The 24,701-nt window shown below is 67.4% G+C and carries 16 protein-coding genes; 6 read left to right on the top strand and 10 right to left on the bottom strand.

Annotated features, from left to right (window positions below; all coding sequences use genetic code 11):
* Positions 1-14: 14 nt before the first annotated feature.
* A complete protein-coding gene (locus NMG10_RS16120) occupies positions 15-3,143 on the top strand; it encodes an efflux RND transporter permease subunit (protein ID WP_254464699.1) in 3,129 nt (1,042 codons plus the stop codon).
* Entirely contained in the window at positions 3,143-4,546 is a 1,404-nt protein-coding gene (locus NMG10_RS16115; protein WP_254464698.1) for an efflux transporter outer membrane subunit, read from the top strand. The genes NMG10_RS16120 and NMG10_RS16115 overlap by 1 nt, the downstream gene beginning before the upstream one ends.
* A 216-nt stretch (positions 4,547-4,762) precedes the next feature.
* Here the strand turns inward: NMG10_RS16115 and mobA are convergent, their stop codons facing one another.
* The 3 genes from mobA to NMG10_RS16100 all read right to left on the bottom strand — a co-directional run bounded on the left by mobA (position 4,763) and on the right by NMG10_RS16100 (position 9,709).
* Positions 4,763-5,338, bottom strand: a complete 576-nt coding sequence (gene mobA / locus NMG10_RS16110) for a molybdenum cofactor guanylyltransferase MobA (protein WP_232856462.1) — start codon at positions 5,336-5,338, stop codon at positions 4,763-4,765.
* Positions 5,339-5,399: 61 nt separating this feature from the next.
* Positions 5,400-8,522, bottom strand: a complete 3,123-nt coding sequence (locus NMG10_RS16105; protein ID WP_254464697.1) for an efflux RND transporter permease subunit — start codon at positions 8,520-8,522, stop codon at positions 5,400-5,402.
* An 11-nt stretch (positions 8,523-8,533) separates the two neighbouring features.
* Positions 8,534-9,709: an efflux RND transporter periplasmic adaptor subunit gene (locus NMG10_RS16100; RefSeq protein WP_232856464.1), complete on the bottom strand. Its 1,176-nt coding sequence runs from the start codon at positions 9,707-9,709 to the stop codon at positions 8,534-8,536.
* A gap of 158 nt (positions 9,710-9,867) precedes the next feature.
* Between NMG10_RS16100 and NMG10_RS16095 the strand changes: the two genes are divergently transcribed.
* Both NMG10_RS16095 and NMG10_RS16090 read left to right on the top strand, forming a co-directional pair.
* Complete coding sequence (locus tag NMG10_RS16095; RefSeq protein WP_050705882.1) at positions 9,868-10,569, top strand: response regulator transcription factor; 702 nt, start codon at positions 9,868-9,870, stop codon at positions 10,567-10,569.
* Between the two features lie 6 nt (positions 10,570-10,575).
* Positions 10,576-11,874 carry an ATP-binding protein gene (locus NMG10_RS16090; RefSeq protein WP_203647117.1) on the top strand — a complete coding sequence of 433 codons (1,299 nt, stop codon included), beginning with the start codon at positions 10,576-10,578 and terminating at the stop codon, positions 11,872-11,874.
* A gap of 155 nt (positions 11,875-12,029) precedes the next feature.
* Here NMG10_RS16090 and NMG10_RS16085 read toward each other — a convergent pair whose 3' ends face one another.
* From NMG10_RS16085 to wecB, 5 genes are all read right to left on the bottom strand, one after another.
* Complete coding sequence (locus tag NMG10_RS16085; RefSeq protein ID WP_254464718.1) at positions 12,030-13,118, bottom strand: diguanylate cyclase; 1,089 nt, start codon at positions 13,116-13,118, stop codon at positions 12,030-12,032.
* A gap of 132 nt (positions 13,119-13,250) precedes the next feature.
* A complete protein-coding gene (locus NMG10_RS16080; RefSeq protein ID WP_254464696.1) occupies positions 13,251-14,096 on the bottom strand; it encodes a DUF4434 family protein in 846 nt (281 codons plus the stop codon).
* Positions 14,096-17,098 (bottom strand): phage receptor, encoded by a 3,003-nt coding sequence (locus NMG10_RS16075; protein ID WP_254464695.1) that lies wholly within the window; start codon positions 17,096-17,098, stop codon positions 14,096-14,098. The genes NMG10_RS16080 and NMG10_RS16075 overlap by 1 nt, the downstream gene beginning before the upstream one ends.
* Positions 17,095-19,269: a cyclic di-3',5'-guanylate-activated glycosyltransferase NrfB gene (nrfB, locus tag NMG10_RS16070; protein ID WP_203647111.1), complete on the bottom strand. Its 2,175-nt coding sequence runs from the start codon at positions 19,267-19,269 to the stop codon at positions 17,095-17,097. The genes NMG10_RS16075 and nrfB overlap by 4 nt, the downstream gene beginning before the upstream one ends.
* Positions 19,266-20,420, bottom strand: coding sequence for a non-hydrolyzing UDP-N-acetylglucosamine 2-epimerase (wecB, locus tag NMG10_RS16065; RefSeq protein ID WP_203647108.1), 1,155 nt, complete (start codon positions 20,418-20,420; stop codon positions 19,266-19,268). Before wecB ends, nrfB begins: the two co-directional genes overlap by 4 nt.
* Positions 20,421-20,735: 315 nt before the next feature.
* Between wecB and NMG10_RS16060 the strand changes: the two genes are divergently transcribed.
* Complete coding sequence (locus tag NMG10_RS16060; protein WP_198743248.1) at positions 20,736-21,173, top strand: PACE efflux transporter; 438 nt, start codon at positions 20,736-20,738, stop codon at positions 21,171-21,173.
* A gap of 442 nt (positions 21,174-21,615) precedes the next feature.
* Complete coding sequence (locus NMG10_RS16055; protein WP_254464694.1) at positions 21,616-22,368, top strand: helix-turn-helix transcriptional regulator; 753 nt, start codon at positions 21,616-21,618, stop codon at positions 22,366-22,368.
* Here the strand turns inward: NMG10_RS16055 and NMG10_RS16050 are convergent.
* Together NMG10_RS16050 and NMG10_RS16045 are read right to left on the bottom strand one after the other, a co-directional pair.
* Positions 22,338-23,768 (bottom strand): efflux transporter outer membrane subunit, encoded by a 1,431-nt coding sequence (locus NMG10_RS16050; RefSeq protein ID WP_254464693.1) that lies wholly within the window; start codon positions 23,766-23,768, stop codon positions 22,338-22,340. The genes NMG10_RS16055 and NMG10_RS16050 overlap by 31 nt on opposite strands.
* Positions 23,769-23,784: 16 nt before the next feature.
* Positions 23,785-24,537, bottom strand: a complete 753-nt coding sequence (locus NMG10_RS16045) for a LuxR C-terminal-related transcriptional regulator (RefSeq protein ID WP_232856474.1) — start codon at positions 24,535-24,537, stop codon at positions 23,785-23,787.
* Positions 24,538-24,701: the final 164 nt, after the last annotated feature.

Genomic DNA, 24,701 nt, shown 5'->3' with positions numbered 1-24,701 from the left:
GCGAGGGTAGCGAGATGTCCAAGTTCTTCATCAATCGCCCCAACTTCGCCTGGGTCGTGGCGCTGTTCATTTCCCTGGCCGGCCTGCTGGTGATCCCGGCGTTGCCGGTGGCCCAGTACCCCAGCGTGGCACCGCCACAGATCTCCATCACCGCCACCTACCCGGGCGCTTCGGCCAAGGTACTGGTGGAATCGGTGACCAGCATCATCGAGGAGTCCCTCAACGGCGCCAAGGGCCTGCTGTACTACGAGTCCACCAACAACTCCAACGGCGTCGCCGAGGTGCTGGTGACCTTCGAGCCAGGCACCAAGCCGGACATGGCCCAGGTCGACGTGCAGAACCGCCTGAAGCAGGCCGAGGCGCGCATGCCCCAGGCGGTGCTGACCCAGGGCCTGAAGGTGGAGCAGGCCAGCTCCGGCTTCCTGCTGATCTACGCCCTGACCAGCAAGGCCGGCGACCGTGGCGACACCACGGCCCTGGCCGACTACGCCGCGCGCAACATCAACAACGAATTGCTGCGTGTGCCGGGCGTGGGCAAGCTGCAGTTCTTCGCCGCCGAAGCGGCCATGCGGGTCTGGGTCGATCCGCAGAAACTGGTGGGCTATGGCCTGTCCATCGACGACATCAACAACGCCATCCGTGGCCAGAACGTCCAGGTGCCGGCCGGCAGCTTCGGCAGCACGCCGGGTGCCAGCGAACAGGAGCTGACCGCGACCCTGGCGGTGCAGGGCACCCTCGATACTCCCGAGGCCTTCGCCGGCATCGTTTTGCGCGCCAACCCGGACGGCTCCAGCGTGCGCCTGGGCGATGTCGCGCGGCTGGCCATCGGCAGCGAGAACTACAACCTGTCCTCGCGCCTGGACGGCCACCCGGCCGTGGCCGGTGCGGTGCAGCTGGCGCCCGGTGCCAACGCCATCCAGACCGCGACGCTGGTCAAGGAGCGCCTGGCCGAGCTTGCGCAGTTCTTCCCCGAGGGCGTCGAGTACTCGGTGCCCTACGACACCTCGCGCTTCGTCGACGTGGCCATCGAGAAGGTCATCCACACCCTGATCGAAGCCATGGTGCTGGTGTTCCTGGTGATGTTCCTGTTCCTGCAGAACGTGCGCTACACCCTGATCCCGTCGATCGTGGTACCGGTGTGCCTGCTGGGCACGCTGATGATCATGAAGCTGCTCGGCTTCTCGGTGAACATGATGACCATGTTCGGCATGGTGCTGGCCATCGGCATCCTGGTGGACGACGCCATCGTGGTGGTGGAGAACGTCGAGCGGCTGATGGCCGAGGAGGGCCTGTCGCCGGTGGACGCGACCATCAAGGCGATGGGGCAGGTGTCCGGGGCGATCATCGGCATCACCCTGGTGCTGGCGGCGGTGTTCCTGCCGCTGGCGTTCATGTCCGGTTCCGTGGGGGTGATCTACCAGCAGTTCTCGGTGTCGCTGGCGGTGTCGATCCTGTTCTCCGGCTTCCTCGCCCTGACCTTCACCCCGGCGCTGTGCGCCACGCTGCTCAAGCCGGTGCCCCATGGCCACCATGAGAAGGGCGGTTTCTTCGGTGCCTTCAACCGCGCCTTCGCCCGCGTGACCGAGCGCTACTCGGTAATGAACAGCGCTCTGGTGGCCCGCGCCGGTCGCTGGATGCTGGCCTACGTCGGCATCCTGGTGGTGCTCGGTTATTCCTACCTGCGTCTGCCGGAAGCCTTCGTGCCTTCGGAGGACCTGGGTTACAGCATTGTCGACGTGCAACTGCCGCCGGGCGCCAGCCGGGTGCGTACCGACCACACCGCCGAGGCGCTGGAGCAATTCCTGATGTCCCGCGAGGCGACGGCCAGCTCGTTCATCGTCAGCGGCTTCAGCTTCTCGGGCCAGGGCGACAATGCCGCGCTGGCGTTCCCGACCTTCAAGGATTGGTCCGTGCGCGGCCCCGAGCAGTCGGCCGAGGCGGAAACCGCCGCCATCAACGCCCAGTTCGCGGCCAATGGCGACGGCACCATCACGGCGGTCATGCCGCCGCCGATCGATGGCCTGGGCAACTCGGGCGGTTTCGCCCTGCGCCTGATGGACCGTGGCGGCCTGGGCCGCGAAGCACTGCTGGCGGCCCGCGACCAGCTGCTGGCCCGTGCCAACGGCAACCCGGTGATCCTCTACGCGATGATGGAAGGCCTGGCCGAGGCACCGCAGCTGCGCGTGCAGATCGACCGCGAGAAGGCCCGCGCCCTGGGCGTGAGCTTCGAAACCATCAACAGCACCCTGGCCACCGCCTTCGGTTCGGCGGTGATCAACGACTTCAGCAACGCCGGGCGCCAGCAGCGCGTGGTGGTGCAGGCCGAGCAGGGTGAGCGCATGACCCCGGAAAGCGTGCTGCGCCTGTATGCCCCTAATGCCGCAGGCGAGCAGGTACCGTTCAGTGCCTTCGTCACCACCAAGTGGGAAGAGGGCCCGGTGCAGCTGGTGCGCTACAACGGCTATCCGTCGATTCGCATCGCCGGTGACGCCGCGCCCGGCCACAGCACCGGCCAGGCGATGGCCGAGATGGAGCGCCTGGTCAGCGAGCTGCCGCCTGGCATCGGCTATGCCTGGACGGGCCTGTCGTACCAGGAGAAGGTCTCCAGCGGCCAGGCCACGGCCTTGTTCGCCCTGGCCATCCTGGTGGTGTTCCTGCTGCTGGTGGCGCTGTACGAAAGCTGGGCGATCCCGCTGACGGTGATGCTGATCGTGCCGATCGGCGCCCTGGGCGCGGTGTGGGCGGTGATGCTCACCGGCCTGCCCAACGATGTGTACTTCAAGGTCGGCCTGATCACCATCATTGGCCTGGCGGCGAAGAACGCCATCCTGATCGTCGAGTTCGCCAAGGAGCTGTGGGAGAAAGGCTACAGCTTGAGCGACGCCGCCATTGAAGCCGCGCGCCTGCGTTTCCGCCCGATCGTGATGACCTCCATGGCCTTCATCCTCGGCGTGGTGCCGCTGGCCATCGCCACCGGCGCCGGTGCGGCCAGCCAGCGCGCCATCGGTACCGGGGTGATCGGCGGCATGCTCAGCGCCACCTTGCTGGGCGTGGTGTTCGTGCCGATCTGTTTCGTATTCGTGCTGAAGCTGCTCAAGCGCAAGCCGGCCCCCGTGCAACACGCTGTCGAGGTGACCAAGTGATGCTCATGCGCAATCTTGCAATTCCGTTCGCGCTGGCCGTCACCTTGGCCGGCTGCTCCATGGCGCCGACCTACCAGCGCCCCGAGGCACCGGTGGCGACCGCGTGGGGCGATGCCGCCGGCCACCACGGCAAGTCGGTGGAGCAACTGGACTGGCAGGCGTTTATCGTCGACCCGTCCCTGCGCCAGCTGGTGGGTACCGCGCTGGACAACAACCGCTCGCTGCGCCAGACCTTGCTCGATATCGAGCAGGCCCGCGCGCAGTACCGCATCCAGCGCGCCGACCGGGTGCCGGGCTTGAATGCCGGGGCCTCCGGCAACCGTCAGCACCTGCCGGCCGACTTGTCGAGCAATGGCCGCGAGGGTGTCAGCAGTACTTATCAGGTGGGCTTGTCGCTGCCGGAGTACGAGGTCGATTTGTTCGGCCGGGTGAAGAGCCTGAGTGATGCGGCCCTGGAACAGTACCTGGCCACCGAGGAAGTTGGCCGTGCCGCACGCATTGCCCTGATCGCCGAGGTCAGCCAGGCCTACCTGACCCTGGACGGCGCCGAGCGGCGCCTGGCGCTGACCCGCCAGACCCTGGCCAGCCGCGAGGATTCGCTGGCCCTGGTCGGCCAGCGGCGCGCTGCTGGCACGGCCACGGCGCTGGATCACCAGGAAGCACTGGGGCTGGTCGAGCAGTCGCGGGCCGAGCTCGAAGGCATCGTGCGCGAGCAGCGCCAGGCCTACAACGCCCTGGTGTTGCTGCTGGGCAGCGCGGACGCGGCCAAGGCGATCCCGGCCGAGCGCGGCGAGGCGCCGCTGGTCCTGCAGGACATCGCCCCAGGCGCGCCGTCGGCGCTGCTCGAGCGCCGCCCGGACATCCTCGCCGCCGAGCACCGGCTGCGGGCGCGCAATGCCGATATCGGCGCGGCGCGGGCGGCGTTCTTCCCGCGGATCAGCCTGACCGGCAGCTTCGGTACTTCCAGCGCGCAGATGTCCGGGCTGTTCGACGGCGGTTCGCGCAGCTGGAGCTTCATGCCGCAGCTGTCGCTGCCGCTGTTCGACGCCGGGCGCAACAAGGCCGGCCTGAGCCTGGCCGAGGCGCGCAAGGATTCGGCGGTGGCGGCCTATGAGGGCACGATCCAGACCGCCTTCCGCGAAGTCGCCGACGCCCTGGCCGCCACCGACACCTTGCGCCGCGAGGAAGCGGCGCGCCGGGCCCTGGCCGACACCAGCCGGGCGACCGTGGCGCTGGCCAAGGCGCGCTACGAGGGCGGCGTGGACAGCCACCTGCGCTACCTGGATGCGCAGCGCAGCGGTTATGTCAACGAAGCGGCCTTCATCGAGGCCAGCACCCAGCGCCAGCTGGCGTTGGTCGATCTGTTCCGCGCCCTGGGCGGTGGTTGGCCGGACGAGGGCTGAAAGACTCCTTTGGTTGGGGATTCCAACCGCTCGGCCCCGGGGGATCTTTGCCCGGGGCTTTTTTATTTGGGCTTACACAATCTGTGTAGGAGCGGCCTTGTGCCGCGAAAGGGCTGCACAGCAGCCCCAAGATCTCGTGGCGAAGCGCAGATTGCCGGGGCCGCTACGCAGCCCTTTCGCGGCACAAGGCCGCTCCTACAGAGGATCGTGGACAGGTTAATCCTGCAGCAGATCCGGGCTGTTGAAGTTGCTCAATCGCGGATCGTCCTCGACACACTCCAGCCCCTGGACGCTCGCCTGCAGCAACGCCTTCTGCAAACTCCGCTCCCCCGCCTGCCAGGCCTGCTCCAGCAGCGGCAGCAACCGCCGCGGCAACACACTGAACATCGGCTGCCAGTACCCACCTTGGCGTACCATGGCCGCGCTGTCGCGGGCCACCGCCAGGGCCAGCAGGTCTTCGATCAAGGCCCGGTCGATCCGCGGCGCATCGCAGGCCAGCAGCACCACCCATTCATGCCGCGCCACCTTGAGCCCGCTGATGACCCCGGCCAGCGGACCGGGAAAATCTGCTTCGGCATCGCCGACAAGCTGGTCGGCATACGCCGCATAGGCCGCCTGGTTGCGGTTGCAGGAGATCACCAGGTCATCGCTGAGCGCCCGCACGGCACGTTGCACATGGGCCACCAGCGGCTCGCCGCGCCAGGCCACCAGGCCCTTGTCGCGGCCGCCCATGCGCTGGCCACGACCACCGGCGAGGATAAGGATGGAACAGGGGGGGAGGGCGTCAGGCATGAAAAAGGGTTCCGGGCGGTCAATGCCGGGAACCCTCCCATTTACCGCGGGGCTTGTCCAGTCAGGCCTCGTGGGTAGCTGCCTCGGCCGTCCTTGTCCGGCCACGCCCGGCCAGGCGCATCACCACGACGAAGAACACCGGCACGAACACCACGGCGAAGGTGGCGCTGAGCATGCCGCCGATCACCCCGGTGCCGATCGCCTGCTGGCTGGCCGAGCTGGCGCCGCTGGCGATGGCCAGGGGCACCACGCCGAGGATGAACGCCAGCGAGGTCATCACGATCGGGCGCAGGCGCAGGCGCGCGGCCTGGATCGCCGCGTCCACCGCGTCGTGCCCCTGGTCCACCAGGTCCTTGGCGAACTCGATGATCAGGATGGCGTTCTTTGCCGACAGGCCGATCAGGGTGATCAGGCCGACCTTGAAGAACACATCGTTGGGCATCCCGCGCAGGGTCACGGCGAGTACCGCGCCGAGCACGCCCAGGGGCACCACCAGCAGCACCGCGGTGGGGATCGACCAACTTTCGTACAGCGCCGCCAGGCACAGGAACACCACCAGCAGCGACAACGCCATCAGCAGCGGGGCCTGGCTGCCGGACAGACGCTCCTGCAGCGACAGGCCGGTCCATTCCAGGCCGGAACCGGCCGGCAACTGGGCGACCAGGTGCTCGATCTCGGCCATGGCCTCGCCCGAGCTGTAGCCGGCCGCCGGCTCGCCGGAGATCGACACCGCCGGGTAGCCGTTGTAGCGGGTCAGCTGCACCGGTCCGGACTGCCAGTGGGCCGTGACGAAGGCGCCCAGGGGCACCATCTTGCCGCTGTTGTTGCGCACATGGATCTTCAGCAGGTCCTCGACCTGGCTGCGCCGGTCGCCTTCGGCCTGCACCACCACCCGCTGCATGCGGCCCTGGTTGGGGAAGTCGTTGACGTAGTTGGAGCCCACCGCAGTGTCGAGCACCGCGCCGATATCGGCGAACGAAACACCCAGGGCATTGGCCTGGCGCCGATCGATTTCCAGTTCCACCTGGGGGCTTTCGGCCAGCGAGGCTTCGCGCACATTGACCAGCACCTTGCTCTTGCGCGCCGCCTCCAGCAGTTGGTCGCGGGCCTCCATGAGCACGGTGTGGCCCATGCCGCCACGGTCCTGCAGGCGGAACTCGAAGCCGGTCGACTCGCCCAGGCCGTCCACCGGTGGCGGCAGCACCGCGTAGGCGATGGCGTCCTTGAGCTGGGTGAAGGCCAGGGTGGCGCGGTCGGCGATGGACTGCGCGCTGTCGTCGCCACCGCGTTCGGACCAGTCCTTGAGCGTGGTGAAGGCCAGCGCCGCGTTCTGCCCGCTGCCGGAGAAGCTGAAACCGAGGATCAGCGTGGTGTTGGCCACGCCCGGCTCTTCGCCGTTGTGCGCCTCGATCTGCTGCGCCACCTCGATGGTCCGCGCCTGGCTGGCGCCCGGCGGCAGCTGGATGTCGGTGATGGTATAGCCCTGGTCCTCGGTGGGCAGGAAGGCGGTGGGCAGCTGGCTGAAGCCGTAGCCGAGCACCGCCAGCAGCGCGGCATACACCAGCAGGTAGCGGCCGCTGCGGGCCAGGGCGTGGGTCACCCAGCGCTGGTAGCCGTTGCTCATGCCTTCGAAGCGGCGGTTGAACCAGCCGAAGAAACCCTTGCGCTCATGGTGCTCGCCCTTTTCCAGGGGCTTGAGCAGGGTGGCGCACAGCGCTGGGGTCAGGCTCAGGGCGAGGAACGCCGAGAACAGGATCGACACCGCCATCGACACCGAGAACTGCTGGTAGATCACGCCTACCGAGCCCTTCATGAAGGCCATCGGCAGGAACACCGCCACCAGCACCAGGGTGATGCCGACTATGGCGCCGCTGATCTGGCCCATGGCCTTGCGTGTGGCTTCCTTGGGCGGCAGGCCTTCCTCGGCCATGATCCGCTCGACGTTCTCCACCACGACGATGGCGTCATCCACCAGGATGCCGATGGCCAGCACCATGCCGAACAGGGTCAGCACGTTGATCGAGAAGCCCAGCGCGTTCATCACCGCGAAGGTGCCCATCAGCGCCACCGGCACCACCAGGGTCGGGATCAGGGTGTAACGGAAGTTCTGCAGGAACAGGAACATCACCGCGAACACTAGCACCATGGCCTCGACCAGGGTGTTGATCACCTGCTGGATCGAGACCTTGACGAACGGCGAGGTGTCGTAGGGGATGTCGTACTTCACCCCGGCCGGGAAGTAGCGCGCCAGCTCGTCGAGCTTCTGCTTGACCAGGCCCGCGGTTTCCATGGCATTGGCGCCGGGTGACAGCTTGACGCTGAAGGCGCTGGTGGCCTTGCCGTTCAGGCGCGTGCCGTACTGGTACTCCTGGGCGCCGATCTCGACCCGGGCGACATCACCGACGGTAACGGTCGAGCCGTCGGTGTTGGCGCGCAGGACGATGGCGGCGAATTCCTCGGGGGTGCTCAGCTGGCCCTTGACCACCACGTTGGCGGTGATCTCCTGGGTCGGCCGGCTGGGCAGGTCGCCGATGCTGCCGGGGGCGACCTGGGCGTTCTGCGCGGCGATGGCCTCGGCCACGTCGTTGGGCGTGAGGTTGAAGCCGACCAGCTTGGCCGGGTCGATCCAGATGCGCATGGCCCGCTCCGAGCCGTACAGCTGTGCCTTGCCGACGCCCTTGATGCGGCGGATCTCGTTCATCACGTTGCGCGCGAGGATGTCCGACAGGGCGATCTCGTCGAGGCTGCCATCCTCGGAGGTGAGGGTGGCCAGCAGCAGGAAACCGGTGGACACCTTTTCTACCTGCAGGCCTTGCTGGGTCACCGGGCGCGGCAGGCGCGACTCGATTACCTTGAGGCGGTTCTGCACGTCGACCTGGGCCAGGTCCGGGTTGGTGCCGGGCTGGAAACTGGCGGTGATGGTGGCGCTGCCCAGGCTGCTCTGCGACTCGAAGTAGAGCAGGTTGTCGGCACCGTTGAGCTCCTGCTCGATGATGCTGACCACGCTCTCGTCCATGGTCGCCGCCGAGGCGCCCGGGTAGACGGCGTAGATTTCCACCTGCGGCGGCGCCACGTCGGGGTACTGGGCCACCGGCAGCTGCGGGATGGCCAGGGCGCCGACCAGGAGGATGAACAGGGCGACCACCCAGGCAAATACCGGGCGGTCGATGAAGAACTGCGGCATGGATCAGGCCCTCATTGGCCGGTGTGTTGGGCGACCGCGGAGGCGCCCGGCTGCTCGTCGACCTGGACCTGGTCCCCGGCCTTGACGTGTTGCAGGCCCTCGACCACCACGCGATCACCGGGGGCCAGGCCCTCGCTGACGATCCAGCGATCACTCTGGGCGCTGCCCAGGACCACCTGGCGTTCGCTGATGCGGTCCTGCGGGTCGACCAGCAGCACCTTGGGCACGCCGGCGCTGTCGCGCAGGATGGCGCGCTGCGGCACGCTGATGCCCTGGGGCTGTACGGCCTGGTCCAGGCGCACGCGCACGTAGCTGCCTGGCAGCAGGTCGAGGTCGGGGTTGGGGAACTCGCTGCGCAAAGTGATCTGGTTGGTGCTTGGGTCGACGCTGATGTCCGAGAACAGCAGCTTGCCGGCCAGCGGGTAGGCGCTGCCGTCATCCTGGATCAGCGTGGCCTTGACCTGGCCCTGGCCGACCTGCTGCAGCTCGCCGGCGCGCAATGCGCGGCGCAGGGCATTGAGCTCGCGGGTCGACTGGGTGACATCGGCATGAATCGGGTTCAACTGCTGGATGGTGGCCAGCGGCGTGGTTTCGCTTTGCCCGACCAGCGCGCCCTCGGTCACCAGGGCGCGGCCGATGCGTCCGGAGATCGGCGCGGTGACGGTGGCGTAGCCCAGGTTCAGGCGTGCCCGTTCCAGCGCCGCCTTGGCTTCGCCGACCGCAGCATCGGCCTGGAGGAAGGCGGCGCGGGCGTTGTCGTACTCCTGGCGGCTGACCGCCTTGTCGTCGACCAGCTCGCGGTAGCGCTGCTCCTGCAGGCGGGCCTGGTACAGGGTTGCCTCGGCCTTGGCCAGGCTGGCGCGGGCGCTGTCGAAGTCGGCCTTGAACGGCGCCGGGTCGATCAGGAACAGCACATCACCTTGCTTGACGTCGCTGCCTTCGCGGTACACCCGCTTGAGCACCACGCCGGCTACCCGGGCGCGCACCTCGGCGGTACGCGGCGCGAGGATGCGGCCGCTCAGTTCAGTGCTGATCGCCAATGGCTGCACGGCCAGGGTCTCGACCCGGACCTGGGAAGGCGGGGCTTGTTCTTCCTGTTCGGCGGCGTCGTTGCAACCGGCCAGGGAAAGGGTCATCAGCGCCAGCAGCGCCAAGGGGCGCAGGCGCGAAGGGCAGGGAATGGACATACGGATCTTCCAGGTTTGATCCAGCGTATGCTAAAGCAGCCGTTCGGGTGGCGGCTGTTAAGCTGTGTTGGGCGTGTGTGAAAAAGTGTGAACAATCGGCGGTGGCCCGCCCAGGATTCTATATCCTGCCTTACTTCAATCTTTCGTCAAATCCCCTTATGCCGAACATTCTCCTGGTCGAAGACGACAGCGCGCTGTCCGAGCTGATCGCCAGCTACCTGCAACGCAACGATTTCCATGTCCGGGTGATCGCCCGCGGCGACCATGTGCTGGACGAGTTCCGCCGGCAGAAACCGGACCTGGTGATCCTCGACCTGATGCTGCCGGGCCTCGACGGCCTGCAGGTGTGCCGCTTACTGCGCCAGGAAACCCAGGGCCTGCCGATCCTCATGCTGACCGCCCGTGACGACAGCCACGACCAGGTGCTGGGGCTGGAAATGGGCGCCGACGACTACGTCACCAAGCCTTGCGAACCCCGGGTGCTGCTGGCCAGGGTGCGCACCCTGCTGCGCCGCAGCAGCGTAAACGAACCGCGCCTGGACAGCGACCTGATCCAGGTCGGCGGCCTGCGCATCGACCTGGCCGAGCGCACGGTCAGCTGGCGCGGCGAGGAGGTGGAGCTGTCCAGTGGCGAGTACAACCTGCTGGTGGTGCTGGCGCGCAACGCCGGCGAGGTGATGAGCCGCGACCGTATCCTCCAGCAACTGCGCGGCATCGAGTTCAATGGCACCGATCGCTCGGTGGACGTGGCCATCTCCAAGCTGCGCCGGCGCTTCGACGACAGCGCCGGCGAGGCGCGCAAGATCAAGACCGTGTGGGGCAAGGGGTATCTGTTCAGCCGGGTCGAGTGGGAGTACTGACAGGCCATGCTCAAGATCCTGGTGCGGCTGTACCTGGTGATCATCGTCGCCTATGCCGGGGCGATCGCGCTGATCCCCGACACCATCGTCGGACTGTTCCATGAGCGTTTCATGGCCTACAACCTCGAGCAGGCCAAAGGCGTGCAGACCCTGATCGTGCGCCAGTTCCAGCAGGCGCCGCGGGAGCAGTGGCCGGCAGTGGAAAAAGACCTGGCCGAGGTGTTCAAGCCGCTGCAAGTGCGCCTGCTGCGCATGGACGAGGCCGAGCTGAGCGGCGAGGAAAAAGCCCGGCTCGAGCATGGCCTGTACGCGGTGCGCATGGCCGACTGGGGCTACTACGAAACGGTACTGGCGCCGCTGGATTCGCAATGGCTGGTGCGCCTGCACTCGCCGGACGATCCGCTGGACATCAACGTGCTGTCCTGGGGCGTGACCGTGCTGATCGGCGCGGCCATGCTTGGCTGCCTGCTGCTGTGGGTATGGCCGCACTGGCGCGACCTCGAACGGTTGAAGGACACCGCCCGGCGCCTGGGGCGCGGCGAGATGTCCGAGCGCACGTCTATTTCGCCACGCTCGAACATCGGTGAACTGGCCGGGGTGTTCGACACCATGGCCAGCGACCTGGAGCGCCAGGTCAACCAGCAGCGCGAACTGCTCAACGCGGTCTCCCATGAGCTGCGCACGCCGCTGACGCGTCTGGACTTCGGCCTGGTGCTGTTGTTCGACGAGGTGCCGCCGGCCAGCCGCAAGCGCCTGCTGGGGCTGGTGGGGCACGTGCGCGAGCTGGACGAGCTGGTGCTCGAGCTGCTGTCCTACAGCCGCCTGGACAGCGTCGACCAGGCCCGCGAGCGGGTCGAGGTGTCGTTGCTGGAGCTGGTGGACAGCGTGCTCGGCAGTTTCGCCGAGGAGCTGGACAACCGTGGCATCCGTTGGGAGGTGCGCTGCGAAACCGACCTGCCGCGCTTTGTCCTCGACCCGCGGCTGACCGCCCGCGCCGTGCAGAACCTGGTGCGCAACGCCATGCGCTATTGCGATGAAAGCCTGCTGCTGCGCCTGCGCCGGGAAGAAGACGGCGCCTGCCTGGTGACCGTGGAGGACGATGGCATCGGCATCCCGACCGAGGAGCGTGAGCGGATCTTCCAGCCGTTCTATCGCTTGGACCGTAGCCGTGATCGCAATACCGGTGGGTTCGGGTTGGGATTGGCGATCAGCCGCCGGGCCATCGAAGGGCAGGGGGGCACGCTGACGGTGGCGCAGTCGGCGCTGGGTGGGGCGCAGTTCAGGATTCGCTTGCCTGCTGGTTGATTCAGTGCCTGGGCCGGCCTCATCGCGGGGCAAGCCCGCTCCCACGCTGGTGATGAAGGCAGGTGATGAAGGCAGGTGATGAAGGCAGGTGATGAAGGCAGGTGTTGGAGGCAGGTGATGGAGGCTGGCGTGGGAGCGGGCTTGCCCCGCGATGTTCATTGCCCTGACAGGCTTGCCGACCAGGTCACGAAGCGGTTCTTGCCGGTGTGCTTGGCCTCGTACAGCGCCTGGTCCGCCCTGATCAGCGCCATGCTCAGGCTATCGCCGCTGTCGATCCGGGCCAGGCCGATGCTGATGGTCACCGGATGCGCGCCGAGGTCCTCGCGCACCCGCCGGCACAGCGCCGCGACCTGCTGTTCGGCGCCGGCCTCGTCCAGCCCCTGGAAGAAGATCGCGAATTCCTCGCCGCCCAGCCGGGCGATCTCGTAGCCGGTCATCGCCGCTTTGATATGCGCCGCCACGCGCTTGAGCACCTCGTCGCCGATGTCATGTCCGAAGCGGTCGTTGACTTGCTTGAAGTTGTCGATGTCGATCATCGCCAGGAACTGCCCGGCATCCGCCTGGCGCAGCTGCTTTTCGGCCTTGGCCATGAACGAGCGGCGGTTGGGGATTTCAGTCAGGGCGTCGATGTAGGCCTGTTCCAGCAGCACCTTGGTCAGGTAGAAGTTGTGCAGCTTGGCCTGGCGGATGCGCAGGTAGCTGTAGATCACCAAGCCGCTGAGGAACACCGCGTAGCTGAGCAGCATCGCACCCTCGAGCTCCAGGGCCTCGATACGCGTGTGGTAGAAGGGGTTGAGCATGAGCCAGGTGATGGCCATGGCGCAGAAGAACGACCAGCGCCGCACCGGTAGTACCGAGACGGCGTAGAGCACCGTCGACACCCCGAGCACCAGCCACACCGGGCGCAGGACGATGGGGATGCCCTCGATCACCAGGCGCATGGCCAGGGTGATCACTGCCACGAACAACAGGTTGAGCACGTCGAAATGCTGGCTCTTGCGGGTGAAGCCCAGGACCACGCAGAGGCTGCACAGCAGGGCGATGAATATCCCCGACAGCCAGGTGAAGCCCTGGCCGCCGAGGTAACTGACGATCAGATCGAAGATCAGCCAGATGGCGATGCCGATGCAGAAGATCAGCAGGCAGAAGCGGCGCATGGCCTCGAATTCGTGCTGGCGGAACTCGGCGCGCAGGGCGGCGGGGGCGACCTGTTGGCGGATGTGGGCTTCGAGGGTTTTGTACATGGGGATGGTGTCTGTGGCCGTGTAGGAGCGGCCTTGTGCCGCGAAAGGGCCGCGCAGCGGCCCCAGGATTTCAGCGTTCATGCAAAGATCGTCGGGGCCGCTGCGCGGCCCTTTCGCGGCACAAGGCCGCTCCTACAGCGAGTCCGGTTTCAGCACGTCCCTGGCCCAGGGCCGGTAGCGCAAGGCGAACACAGCCTCTGCGTGGCAACCCCCGCTCAGCGTCGGCTGCGCAGGTTCCGCGCGGAACGGTTGCCCCGGCTGGCTGACCTGGCGAAACGCCTCGCGCACGATACCCACCCGACAGGGCAGGGCCTGTTCGTAGCCCTTTCGCACCAGCGGCGGCAGGCGCCCGGTGCCGGCACCATCCTGCCACCACACGTTCAGGCCAAGACTTGCCAGTTGGTCCAGCCACGCGCCATTGACCCGAGGCGACAGCTGGCCGGCGCTGAAGGCGCTGATATGCAGGGGCTTGTCCAGTTGTCGGTTGAACGCCTGCAACTGCGTGTACAGCGCCTCGCGCCTGGCCGCATCGCGAAAGTGCAGGTCGTCCAGCTCCAGCGGCAGGTACCAGCCGGACACCGGCAGCGCCCAGTCGGCCTTGAGTTGCTGGTACTGGGTGAGGGAGCGGCCCAGCTGCGCCTTGAAATAGCTGTTCAGGCCTTCGCCGTCGAGCTGTTCGAGCCGCTGGTAGTAGGCCGGATCCATGTACAGCCCCAGCACCAGCTCCAGCCCCTGGGTCCGCGCCTCGCGCAGGCTGTCGGCGAGCCAGCCGTTGGCGCCGCCGAAGTCGCTGTCGCCGTAGGCGCTCCACTGCACGATCAGGGTCTTGCCACCCTGGGCCTTGGTGGCGCGCCACAGCTGTTGCCATTGCGCGTGGGTGACGTTGGCATCACGGTTGAGCGGCTGGTAGAACAGGCGCTGGTCGGCCTGGGCGGGCAGGCACAGGGCGAGCAGGCAGAGCGCCAGGAAGGTACGCATCAGAAGTTCATCTCCACACCCAGCAACACGCCGTTGGCGCGCTCGTAGAGGTTGCCGCCCAGTGCCTGCTGGTACTCGGCGCGCACTTTCAGCGAGCCACGGTAGGCGTTGTAACGGTCATCGTCGAACCACCACTGCCAACGCACGCCGACCCCGGCGCGGGCGTCCTGGCGCCAGTCGTTGCTCGGGTCCTGGCTTGAGAACTCGAGGAAGCCGTAGGGCATGATGGTCTGCGGCGACTGGCTCGGCAGTTTCCAGGCATGGCCCTGCTGGAAGCGCGACAGCCAGGCATGATCGCCGGCCCGGGTCCACCAGGCAGCGTCCAGGTAGAGGAAACGCTCGTCCCAGTCGTCCTCGTCGATGCGCCAGTCGTTGCGGTACCGGCCCTGGTCGAGGAACGAGGCGGTGGCGCGCAGCAGCAGGTCGTTGCTCGACTCGGCGTTGTGGCGCAGGTCGCCCCAGTTGCCGCCGACCTTGGCCGGGCTGAGCAACTCGCCCAGGCTGAGGCCGCTGTAGTGCGTGCTGTCGATCTGGCGCTGGTGGTACAGCTCGGCGTACAGGTTGAGGTTGGCCTGGCCGAGCGGCTTGTAACGTAGGCCGACGCCGGTGCCCATGCTCTGGGCGTAGTCGGTGCGGCTCTGGCCACCGAACAGCACGCGTCCATACACCGACAGGGTGCTGCCGTTGCGGCTGGGCTCCTCGCCCAGGGCGTGGTCCCACATCGCCAGCTGCACGTTCTGCGATTGCGCCCGGCGTGAGCTGCCGGCGCGCGCGCCGTCGTCGAGGAACTTGTCGTTGGTCGAGGTGCCGGCTGGCGACCAGGTGCTGGCCAGGGTGATGGTATCGCGGCGCGACAGCGCTTCATGGGCGCGGCGCTGACGGTATTTGCGCGCTTCCAGGCTGCCGTACTCGTCGTCGCCGTCGACCAGGTTGCGTTCCACGTCCAGCACCCGGCGCAGTTCGCGGCGGGCCGAGGCGCTGTCCTCGGCCTCGTCGTAGCGCAGCGCCAGGGTCTCGCCCAGGCGGTAGTCCTCGGGGAAGTCGCGGGTGGCGCGTTCCAGGTAGGGTATGGACTGGCGTCGTTGCTGCTTGTCTGCCGAGCCGGCCAGGCGCATGCCGTAGTCGGCCCGGTAGCGCGGCTGGTCCGGCGCCAGGCGCACGGCCTCGGCCAGCCAGGCGGTGCTCTGGGCGCTGTCGCCGGCCTGCTGGGCGGTGCCGGCGGCGGCGTAGTAATGATCGGCACGCGGGGTGTGGCGCAGGGCTTCGCGCTGGAAGGCGAGGGCCTGCTGGGTGTCGCCCTGGCGCTGGGCAATGGCGGCGCCCAGGGCCCAATCGTCGGCACTGAGGTGCGCGGCCGCGTCCCAGTGGCGGCGGGCGGCGTTGGCGTCGCCGGCGTTCAAGGCACCACGCGCCGCGGTCAGGCGAGCATTGTCGGTCCAGGCGTCGGCCGGCAGGCTGTTCCAGATCGGCAGCGCCGCCTCGGAGTCGCCCGAGGCCTCCAGCGCGTAGGCCAGGGGCAGGCGGCTGCCGGTGTCGCCCAGGCGTTCGGCGGCCTGGTAGTAGATGACGGCTTCGCCGGGCTGGTCGGGCATGGCGCAGCGGCCCAGGGCGCGATACTGGCCAGCTTCGCTCGGGTTGGCCGGGATGGCCTTGCGCACCGCGTCGCACTGGCCGGCCTCGGCCAGGCGGGCGAGCAACAGGCCGCGGGTGGCGGCATCGACCCGCGGCACCAGGGCAAGCATGCGCGGGGTGTCCAGTGGGCCGTCGTTGCGCGCATAGAGGTTGCCCAGGCGTTGCAGCAGCGAGGGCGTCAACCGACCCTGGCGGCGGTCGTAGGCGTTCTCCAGCAGCTGCCGGGCGTGTTCGGCCTGGCCGCGTTCGAGCAGCATGAACGTGGCTTGTTCCAGCGCCGCGAGGCCGCCGGTCTGGCGGTAGCGTTGCTCCCATTGTGCCGCCGTGCGTGGCTGCGGCGGCTGCGCGGGTTCACCGTACAGACGCTGCTTGAGGATGGCGTAGCTGCGTGGATTGTCGCTTGCCTGGCACTGGGCGAGCTGCTCGCGGGCCAGCTTCAGGTCCTTGTGCGACAGCCAGTCGACGGTCTCCAGGCACGGGCGCTGCAATTCGTTGCTCAGCAGGCGCACCAGCGCCGCGTCGTCGCCCTCGCGGGCCAGCTCCCAGAGTTGCCTGCGTTGTTCGGGATGCTGCAGTTGATCGGCCGGCAGGCTCTGCAGCCAACGCTCGGCCTGCTGGTTGTGGCCCATGGCGATGGCGCGGTTGGCCATGGCCAGGCGGGCGTGGGTCGCCGCCTCCTGGGACGGCGCGCTGGCCAGCAGCTTGTTCAGGCCCTTTTCATCGACCTGCTGGATGTAGGCGTTGGCCAGGCGCTGCCAGTCCTGCGGCGGCAGTTCGCCCTTGTCGGCCAGGGGTTGCAGCTGGTCGATGGTCTCGCCCCAGTTGCGCAGTTGCTCGGCAAAGTTAGCCCGGGTCATGCGCAGCACCATGCCGTCGTCGCGCACCGGCAACTGGTTGAGCCACTCCAGGGCCTTGGCCGCGCCACCGAACTTGGCCAGGCTGACGCTGTAGGCCTGCCACAGGCGCACGCGCTGCTGGCCCTGGCTGTCGGCCAGCCAGGCCTCCACCTGGCTCGCCGCGGGCGGGTCCTGCTCGATCCAGGTCAGGCGCAGTTCGAGCAGGGCGTCGGCGTGCTCGGGGTTGTCGTCGAGGTCCTCGGCGATGGCCTCGGCCTCCTTGTAGCGGCGCTGGTGGGCCAGGGATTCGGCCAGCAGGGCGCGGGCCTCGTTGTTGTTGGGCACGCGCTTGAGTACATGACGGGTCAGGCGCTCGACCTCCGCCCAGTTGTCCTTCTGCGCTTCCCGGTAACCACGCTCCATGAACGGGTAGCTGGTGAAACGCTGGAAGTCGGTCATCGGCTTGGTCGGCGCGGCCAGGGTGGATGAGCACAGCAGCAGGCTGGCGAGGGTCAGGGAAAGACGGGGCGTCATGCCACCTCCCGGGTCAGTTCATAGGCGGCCTGCTGTTCGCTGGCCTGCTCGGCGAGGGCTTGCTGCAGCACCTCTTCGGTGATGATGCCGCGGGCGATCAGGTGCTCGCCCAGGCTCTGCTGCTCGGGGCTGAAGTCGATCAGCGCCTGGTTGAACAGGGTCACTGGCACCATGCCGCGTACCTGCAGCAGCGTGCCGAGCATCACCTGGTGGATGCCCACCTGCTCCAGCAGGGTAGCGTCGTCCTGATGACGTTCGAGTACCGCGAGCATTTCGCGGGTCTCGGGCTTCTGCCAGGGGCTCGGGTAGTGGTAGCGCAGGCCCAGGGTGACCCGACCTTGCGGCGCCAGGCGGGCGTGCACCGGGCGCTTGAGCTGGCGGCTGATCACCCCCAGCGAGACCTGGCTGACCGGGCTCTCGCTGGCCAGCACCAGGGTGTCGCCGTCTTCGTCCACCGGCAGCACGCCGTAGTGGGTGGCGAGTTTGCGCGGCAGCTTGGCGATCAGCGCAGGCTCAATCTTGAACGGGTTCAGCGGCGCCCAGGGCAGGTCCAGCTGTTCAGCCAGGGTCTCGACCAGTTGCTCGCTGCTCAGCCAGCCGCGCAGCAGCAGCTCGCGGCCCAGGCGCCGGCGGACCGGGCTGGTGATGGCCTGCTCCAGTTGGGTCTCGGTTATCAAACCTTTCTCCACCAGGCGCTGGCCCAGCGGTGTGCGCGCAGGCGCGGCGAGGGCGGGGAACTCGTGGGTGGTCTTGTCCCAGGCCACCCGCCGCGAATCGCCCATCTCCATCACCTGGCGCAAGGCGCGCAGGTTGGCGAAGAAGTTGACGAAGTTGCTCCACATCATCCGCGGCGCCGACAGCAGGCCCTCGAAGATGCCGTAGTAGCGGGTAACGAACCAGAACCGCTGGAACAGGCGGTTGAACAGCAGCAGGCCGTTGAGCCACAGCAGCGTGGTCAGCAGCTTGCTGTCGCTGAGGATCGACATGAAGCGCCACGACTCCGGCGCGATCACCGTGACCAGCCACATCGCCAGCAGCACCAGCAGCAACAGGTTGACCAAAAAGCTCAGCAGGTAGGCGAACAGCCCGCGACGGTCGCGCCAGAGGAAGTAGTTGAGCGCGCCCTTGCGGCTCCAGCCGAGGTTGCTGGTGCCCTGGAACACGATGCCGACGATCCACCGCGATTTTTGCCGGATGGCGTGCTGCCAGTCCCGCGGGAAGTGCTCGCGCACGCAGATCACCTGGGCGAACTCGCGGCTCATGCCGGGGCGCCAGTCCTGCTTGAGGGCCAGCGCCGGGTCGGTGATGGAGTAGCGGGCGAAGATGCACTTCATGCCTTTTTGCTTGAGGCGAAAACCGATGTCGTAGTCCTCGGTCAGCGATTGCACGTCGAAGGCGATGCCGTCGCCGTCCTCGAGCAGGGCACTGATCGCCCGGCGGCTGAAACAAGTGCCGACTCCGGCGCTGGGCACCTGGCCGGTGAGCGCCTCGCGGACGATGACGTCCTTGCCGTGGTTCTCGGCGAACTCGTCGACATAGTGGCCGGCGGTGAAGCCTTTCCATTCCGGGGCGTAGGGGTACACCGGGATCTGGATCATGTCCTTGTTCGGCAGCAGGTAGTTGAACAGGCGCAGTTCCATGGGCGAGATGACGTCCTCGGCGTCATGCAGGATGAACCCGGCGAACTCGATGCGCGCGTCCTGCTGGAAGCGCAGGATGGCGTCGATGATGTTGTTCAGGCAGTCGGCCTTGCTGGTCGGGCCGGGGCGGGCGCAGACCACCTTGTGCACATTGGGGTAGTGCAGGCACACGGCGTCGACGTCGGCCTGGGTCTGCGGGTCGTTGGGGTAGGTACCGACGAAGATCTGGTAGTTCTCGTAGTCAATGGTCGAGGCGGCCAGGCGCGCCATCTCGCCGACCACGCCGACCTCGTTCCAGGCCGGCACCATGATCGCCAGGGGCTTTTCCGGCACCTCGAACAGGCGCTTCTCGTCGGCCTTCTCGAACTTGTCGTAGATCCGGAAGCGCCGGATCAGCTTGCGCCCCCAGTAGCACAGGTCGATGAACAGGTCGTCCAGGCCGAGCACGAACATCAGTGTCGCCAGGATGATGGCAAGGATCTTCAGGCCGAACAGGACATAGGTGAGGAAATCGATGAAGACCAGGCTCATGCGTTGTCCCGTGCGGCGGATTGCTCGGCGAACCAGCGGCTCAGGCGTTCGGCGATGCGCTCGCTGGCGTGGCCGTCGCCGAAGGGGGTGAACACCTGCGCCATGCGCGCGTAGGCGTCCGGGTTGTCGAGCAACTGGCTGGTCTCGTGGACGATGCGCTCGGTCAGGGTGCCGACCAGCTTGACCGTGCCGCCCTTGAGCACGGCGGGACGCTCGGTGACCTTGCGCAGCACCAGCACCGGCTTGCCCAGGGCGGGCGCCTCTTCCTGCACGCCACCGGAGTCGGTGAGGATGATATGGGCGCGGTTCATCAGCCAGACGAAATGCGGGTAGTCCTGGGGCGCGACCAGGTGGATGTTGTCGCGGCCGGACAGCACGCTGTACACCGCGTGCTGCACCTGCGGGTTGAGGTGCACGGGGTAGAGGAATTGCACATCCGGGTAGCGCAGGGCGAGCTCCGCCAGGGCCAGGCAGATGCGTTCGAAGCCGCTGCCGAAGTTCTCCCGGCGGTGGCCGGTGATCAGCACCATGCGCTGGTCGTCGCGCAGCACCTTGAGCGGGGATTCGGGCGCGGGGCGCCAGTTGTCCCGGTGCAGCTTGTCGCGCATCCACAGCAGGGCGTCGATCACCGTGTTGCCGGTGACCTCGATATGCTCGGGCGGCACGCCCTCGCGGATCAGGTTGGCGTCGGAGTCGCGGGTGGGGGTGAAGTGCAGGTCGGCGAGCACGCCGGTCAAGCGCCGGTTGGCTTCCTCGGGCCAGGGCTGCTGCAGGTTGCCGGTGCGCAGGCCGGCCTCGACATGGCCGATGGGAATATGCCGGTGGAAGGCCGCCAGCGAGGCGATGAAGCTGGTGGTGGTGTCGCCGTGGACCAGGACGATATCGGGCTTGACCTGCTCGTAGGCGCGGTCGAGCTTGTCCAGCAGGTCGCGGGACAGGCCGTTGAGGGTCTGGTTCTGAGTCATCACCTGCAGGTCCTGGTCGACCGTGAGGCCGAAGGCGGTCAGGACCTGCTCAAGCATTTCGCGGTGCTGGCCGGTGGAGCAGATATGCAAGTCGACCTCAGGCCAGTCGCGCAGGACGCGGGCCAGCGGGGCCATCTTGATCGCTTCAGGGCGGGTACCGAATACCATCATCACGGTGTAAGCCATCGTGTAGTTCCTCGTTCGATTCCCTGGACGAAGTTGTACGACGTGTCGCCGCTTGCCAGTCATAGATACAAGCAGTCGATCACGGGGTTGTCCAATGCGCGGCCTGCGCCGGACGGTGCGGTGCAGGCGCTTGCGGAAGTGCCACGGAGGCGGGGGTCGTGTCGGCACTTGACGGGCCGGACGCCAGGGAGGGGTGGTGCGGAAACGTTTATGCTAGCTTTTCTTGATTGAACGGTCAGTCAATAAAGTATTTCCGACTTTTTCTTACAGCCTTCTTCTTGTAGCTTTGTAGGTCTTTTCTTCGGGGAGCTGAACATGCAAGGCAAGGCGCGCAAGGTCGTCCAGGCCATCCTTTACGAGGCCATCGCCGTGGCCTGCGTGGCGCCGGCGCTGGAGCTGGCATTCGGCGCCGGCATGGCCCAGTCGACCGTGCTGTCGATCCTCATGTCGGGCATCGCCATGAGCTGGAACATGGCCTACAACTGGGCGTTCGAGCGTTGGGAGGCACGCCAAAGTCAGCGTAGCCGCACCTTCCTGCGGCGCCTGCTGCATGCCCTGGGCTTCGAGGGTGGGCTGGTGCTGATCCTGCTGCCGCTGGTGGCCTACTGGCTGGACATCGGGCTGTGGGCGGCGCTGGTGACCAACCTGGCGCTGTTCGTGTTCTTCTTTGTCTATGCGTTCGTGTTCCAGTGGGGATTCGACAAGGTCTTCGATGTGCCGGTGTCGGCGCAGGAAGTGGCCAAGGGGTGTTGATGGCGGGGATTGTGTAGTGGCGTAAAGGTGCCTGGCGACAGGTTTGCAGCGCCCATGAGATCGAGCGCCGCCCGCGCGGCGCATCGCGACGCAAGGCCGCTCCTACATTTGTTGCAACGTGCCGAACCTGTCAGGCCATGGTTGCCCGCCTTGGTGCATGCCTTGAGACAGGTGAGGCGCCAGTGGTGCACACCCCAAAACCGCGTCATACCAACAAGGCGGACTCGGTAATGGCACAGGATTGACTGGCCCGAAACAGATGTAGGAGCGGCCTTGCGTCGCGATGCGCCGCGCGGGCGGCGCTCGAACTCATAGGCGCTGCAATCCTGTCGCCGAACACCTCGAAACACCCCACCATCTGCAATTTCCCACGCCCACCCGATTTCCCCTTCACCCCCCACATCGCCATAATCCCCCCTCCACCCTAGCCAGACCCGCACCAATGCCGCGCCCGATCATCCTGCCGCTCGCCGAGAACTACCGCCATGGCGAGCACATCGCCCCGCACTGCCATGACCGCGCCCAGCTGATCCACGCCATCAGCGGCGTGGTCACGGTCAGCGCCCGTGAAGGCAGCTGGGTGGTCCCCCCGGGGCGCGGGGTCTGGGTGCCGGCGGCGGTCGATCACGAGCTGCGCATGGCCGGCGTAGTGCGCATGCGTACCTTGTTCGTCGACCCTGGCGCGCGCCCGGACCTGCCGCGCCAGTGCCAGGTGATCGAGATCTCACCGCTGCTGCGCGAACTGATCATCCGCGCCATGGACATCGCCCCCGACCATCCGGCCCAGGGGCGCGAGGCGCGGATCATGCAACTGATTCTCGACGAGCTGCGCGTGCTGCCGGTGTTCGCCCTGCATGTGCCCAGCCCGCACTCGACGCATCTGCAAGGCCTGTGCGAGGCCCTGCGCCAGGCACCGTCCGAGGACTGGAGCCTGGCCCGTGCCGCGGCCCACAGCGGCCTCAACCCGCGCACCCTGACCCGCGCCTTCCAGCGCGAGACCGGCCTGAGCGTGGTGCAATGGCTGCGGCGCATGCGCCTGCTGGCAAGCCTGGATGCCCTGGCCGCCGGACAATCGGTGCTGGAGGTGGCGCTGGACCTGGGTTACGACAGCCCCAGTGCCTTCAGCGCCATGTTCCGTCGCACCCTCGGGGTGTCGCCGTCGGTCTACTTCGGCAGGGCCGCCGAACGCTGGTAGGCCAGCCCCGGCGACTCCTCCCAGCCGCCGCCCAGCGCGGTGAACAGGTTCACCTCGGCCAGCAGCTGCGCCAGGCGGTCGCTGATCAGGCCCTGCTGGGCGCTGAACAGCGAGCGCTGGGCGTCGAGGAAGGTCAGGCTGCTGTCGATGCCGGTGCGGTAGCGGTTCTCGGCCAGGTCGTGGTAGCGCTGGCTAGCCTCCACCAGGTCGCGTTGGGCCTGCAACTGCTGCTGGTAGGTGCTGCGCGCCGCCAGGCCGTCGGCTACTTCCTGGAAGGCGGTCTGGATTGACTTCTCGTAGCGTGCCACCTGCATGTCCTTCTGCAACTTGGCGTAGTCGAGGCTGGCACGCAGGCTGCCGGCGTTGAACAGCGGCAGGTTGACCTGCGGCTGGAACAGCCAGGTGCCGCTTCCGGCATCGAACAGGTCGGCCAATTCGCGGCTGCTGCTGCCGGCGTTGGCGGTCAGGCTGATGCTCGGGAAGAACGCCGCCCGCGCCGCGCCGATATTGGCGTTGGCGGCCTGCAGCTGGTACTCGGCCTGGCGGATGTCCGGGCGCCGTTGCAGCAGGTCGGCGGGCAGGCCGGCGGGCACCCGGGCGATCTGCTCGTCGGCCAGCGGCAGCGCCGGCAGGCGTTCGTCGACCTGCGCGCCGACCAGGCGCTGCAACTGGTTGAGGTCCTGGGCGGCCAGGCGGGTGTAACGCGCCACGGCAGCACGGGTGCTGTCGACGCGGGTGGTGGCCTGGATCTGGTCGAGCGCCGACAGGGTGCCGGTGCGGCGCTGGCGCTGGGTCAGGCGCAGGCTCTTCTCGTCGGCCTGCAGGGTCTGGCGCGACAGGGCCAGCAGCTCCTGGTCGGCGCGCCAGGTCAGGTAGGCGCCGGCGACACTGCTGAGCAGGCTGAGCTCGGCGCCACGCCGGGCCTCGTCGGTGGCCAGGTAGTTGAGCAGGGCCTGGTCGCTGAGGCTGCGCAATCGACCGAACAGGTCCAGTTCATAGGCGCTGATGCCGACGGTGGCCGATTGCTGGGAACTGATCATGCCTTCGCCACCGGTGCGCCGCCGTGGCAGGTACTGGCGCGTGCCCTGGGCGTTGGCGGCGATCTTCGGCAGCAGTTCGGCGCGCTGGATGCGGTACTGGGCACGGTAGGCCTCGGCGTTGAGCACGGCCACGCGCAGGTCGCGGTTGTTGACCAGCGCGCTGTCGAGCAACTGGCGCAGCACCGGGTCGCGGAACACCCCGCGCCAGTCGCCGGTCACGTCCGTGGCGGGTGGCCCGCCCCGGTAGGCGACACCCGTGGGGTACTGCTCGGCGCTGGGCGAGAGTGGGCGCTGGTAGTCGGGGGCGAGGCTGCAACCGGTCAAAACGAGAGCAAGCAAGGGCAGGGTGATTCGCGGCATGACAGGGTCTCTGGGGTCAGGTGCCGGCCATCCAGCGGGCCAGGCCATGGCGTCCGCTGACGCCGAGTTTGGCGGTGGCGCGTTTCAGGTAGGTCTCGATCGAGCTGTTCTTCACATTCAGGCGCTGGGCCATCTGTGGCACGGTGGCTCCGGTGAGCAGGCCGATGCACACTTCCTGTTCGCGGGTGGACAGGCGGATTGCCTCCTGCTCCAGGCGCTCGGTGAAGACCTGGCGCAGCGAGCCGGCCTCATCCGCCTGCAGGCTTCCCGGGCGGCGCTGGGCGGCCTGCAGGAACAGCTGGGCATGGTGCTCGACCAGAGGCAACAGGGTGTCGGACAGGCGCTTGAGCAGCGACAGTTCGGCCAGGGAGAACATCCGCTCGCTGCGCTGGCGATGACAGCAGATGACCCAGCGCCGGTCGCCGCTGCGCGACACCAGGTTGCACTGGTGCACGGGGGCGTTTATCTGGATCAGCAAGGGGTCTTCCATGCGCATGATGCTTTGCAGCAGGGGATGGCGCAGCTGCGCCTGCGCGGGCGTCGCCTCGGGCAGGCCGGCGCTGCCCAGCACCTTGACCTGGCGGATGCTGGCCTGGTCGCTGTCGAGGGTCCATTCGCTGAGGTCGAGTCGATGGATCGGTACCTGGTCGTCGATCAGCTGGAACATCTGTTCGGCGAAGGTGGCATCGCCGGTGCTGGCAACCAGTGCGCCCAACTGCAGGTACAGGTGCGGGTCGTGGCGGTGTTCGAGGCTGTCGATCAGCTTCATGTCGTTGTCTTCCTTGATCCGGTAACGCGGTGGGTCTCGCGGTCGAGTCCTCTCTGTGCTGGGGCTTGGCGCTATTGAATAGCAGGCTCCGAGCCTGCGTCTGTAGCGGAAAGCGGGGACAGGAAATGCCAAATTATCCGACAAGAAAAGTCGGTATTTCCCCG

The organism is Pseudomonas sp. DVZ6 (genome assembly GCF_024259445.1).
Classification (GTDB): Bacteria; Pseudomonadota; Gammaproteobacteria; order Pseudomonadales; family Pseudomonadaceae; genus Aquipseudomonas; species Aquipseudomonas peradeniyensis.
This window is presented reverse-complemented; position numbering and strand designations above follow the sequence as displayed.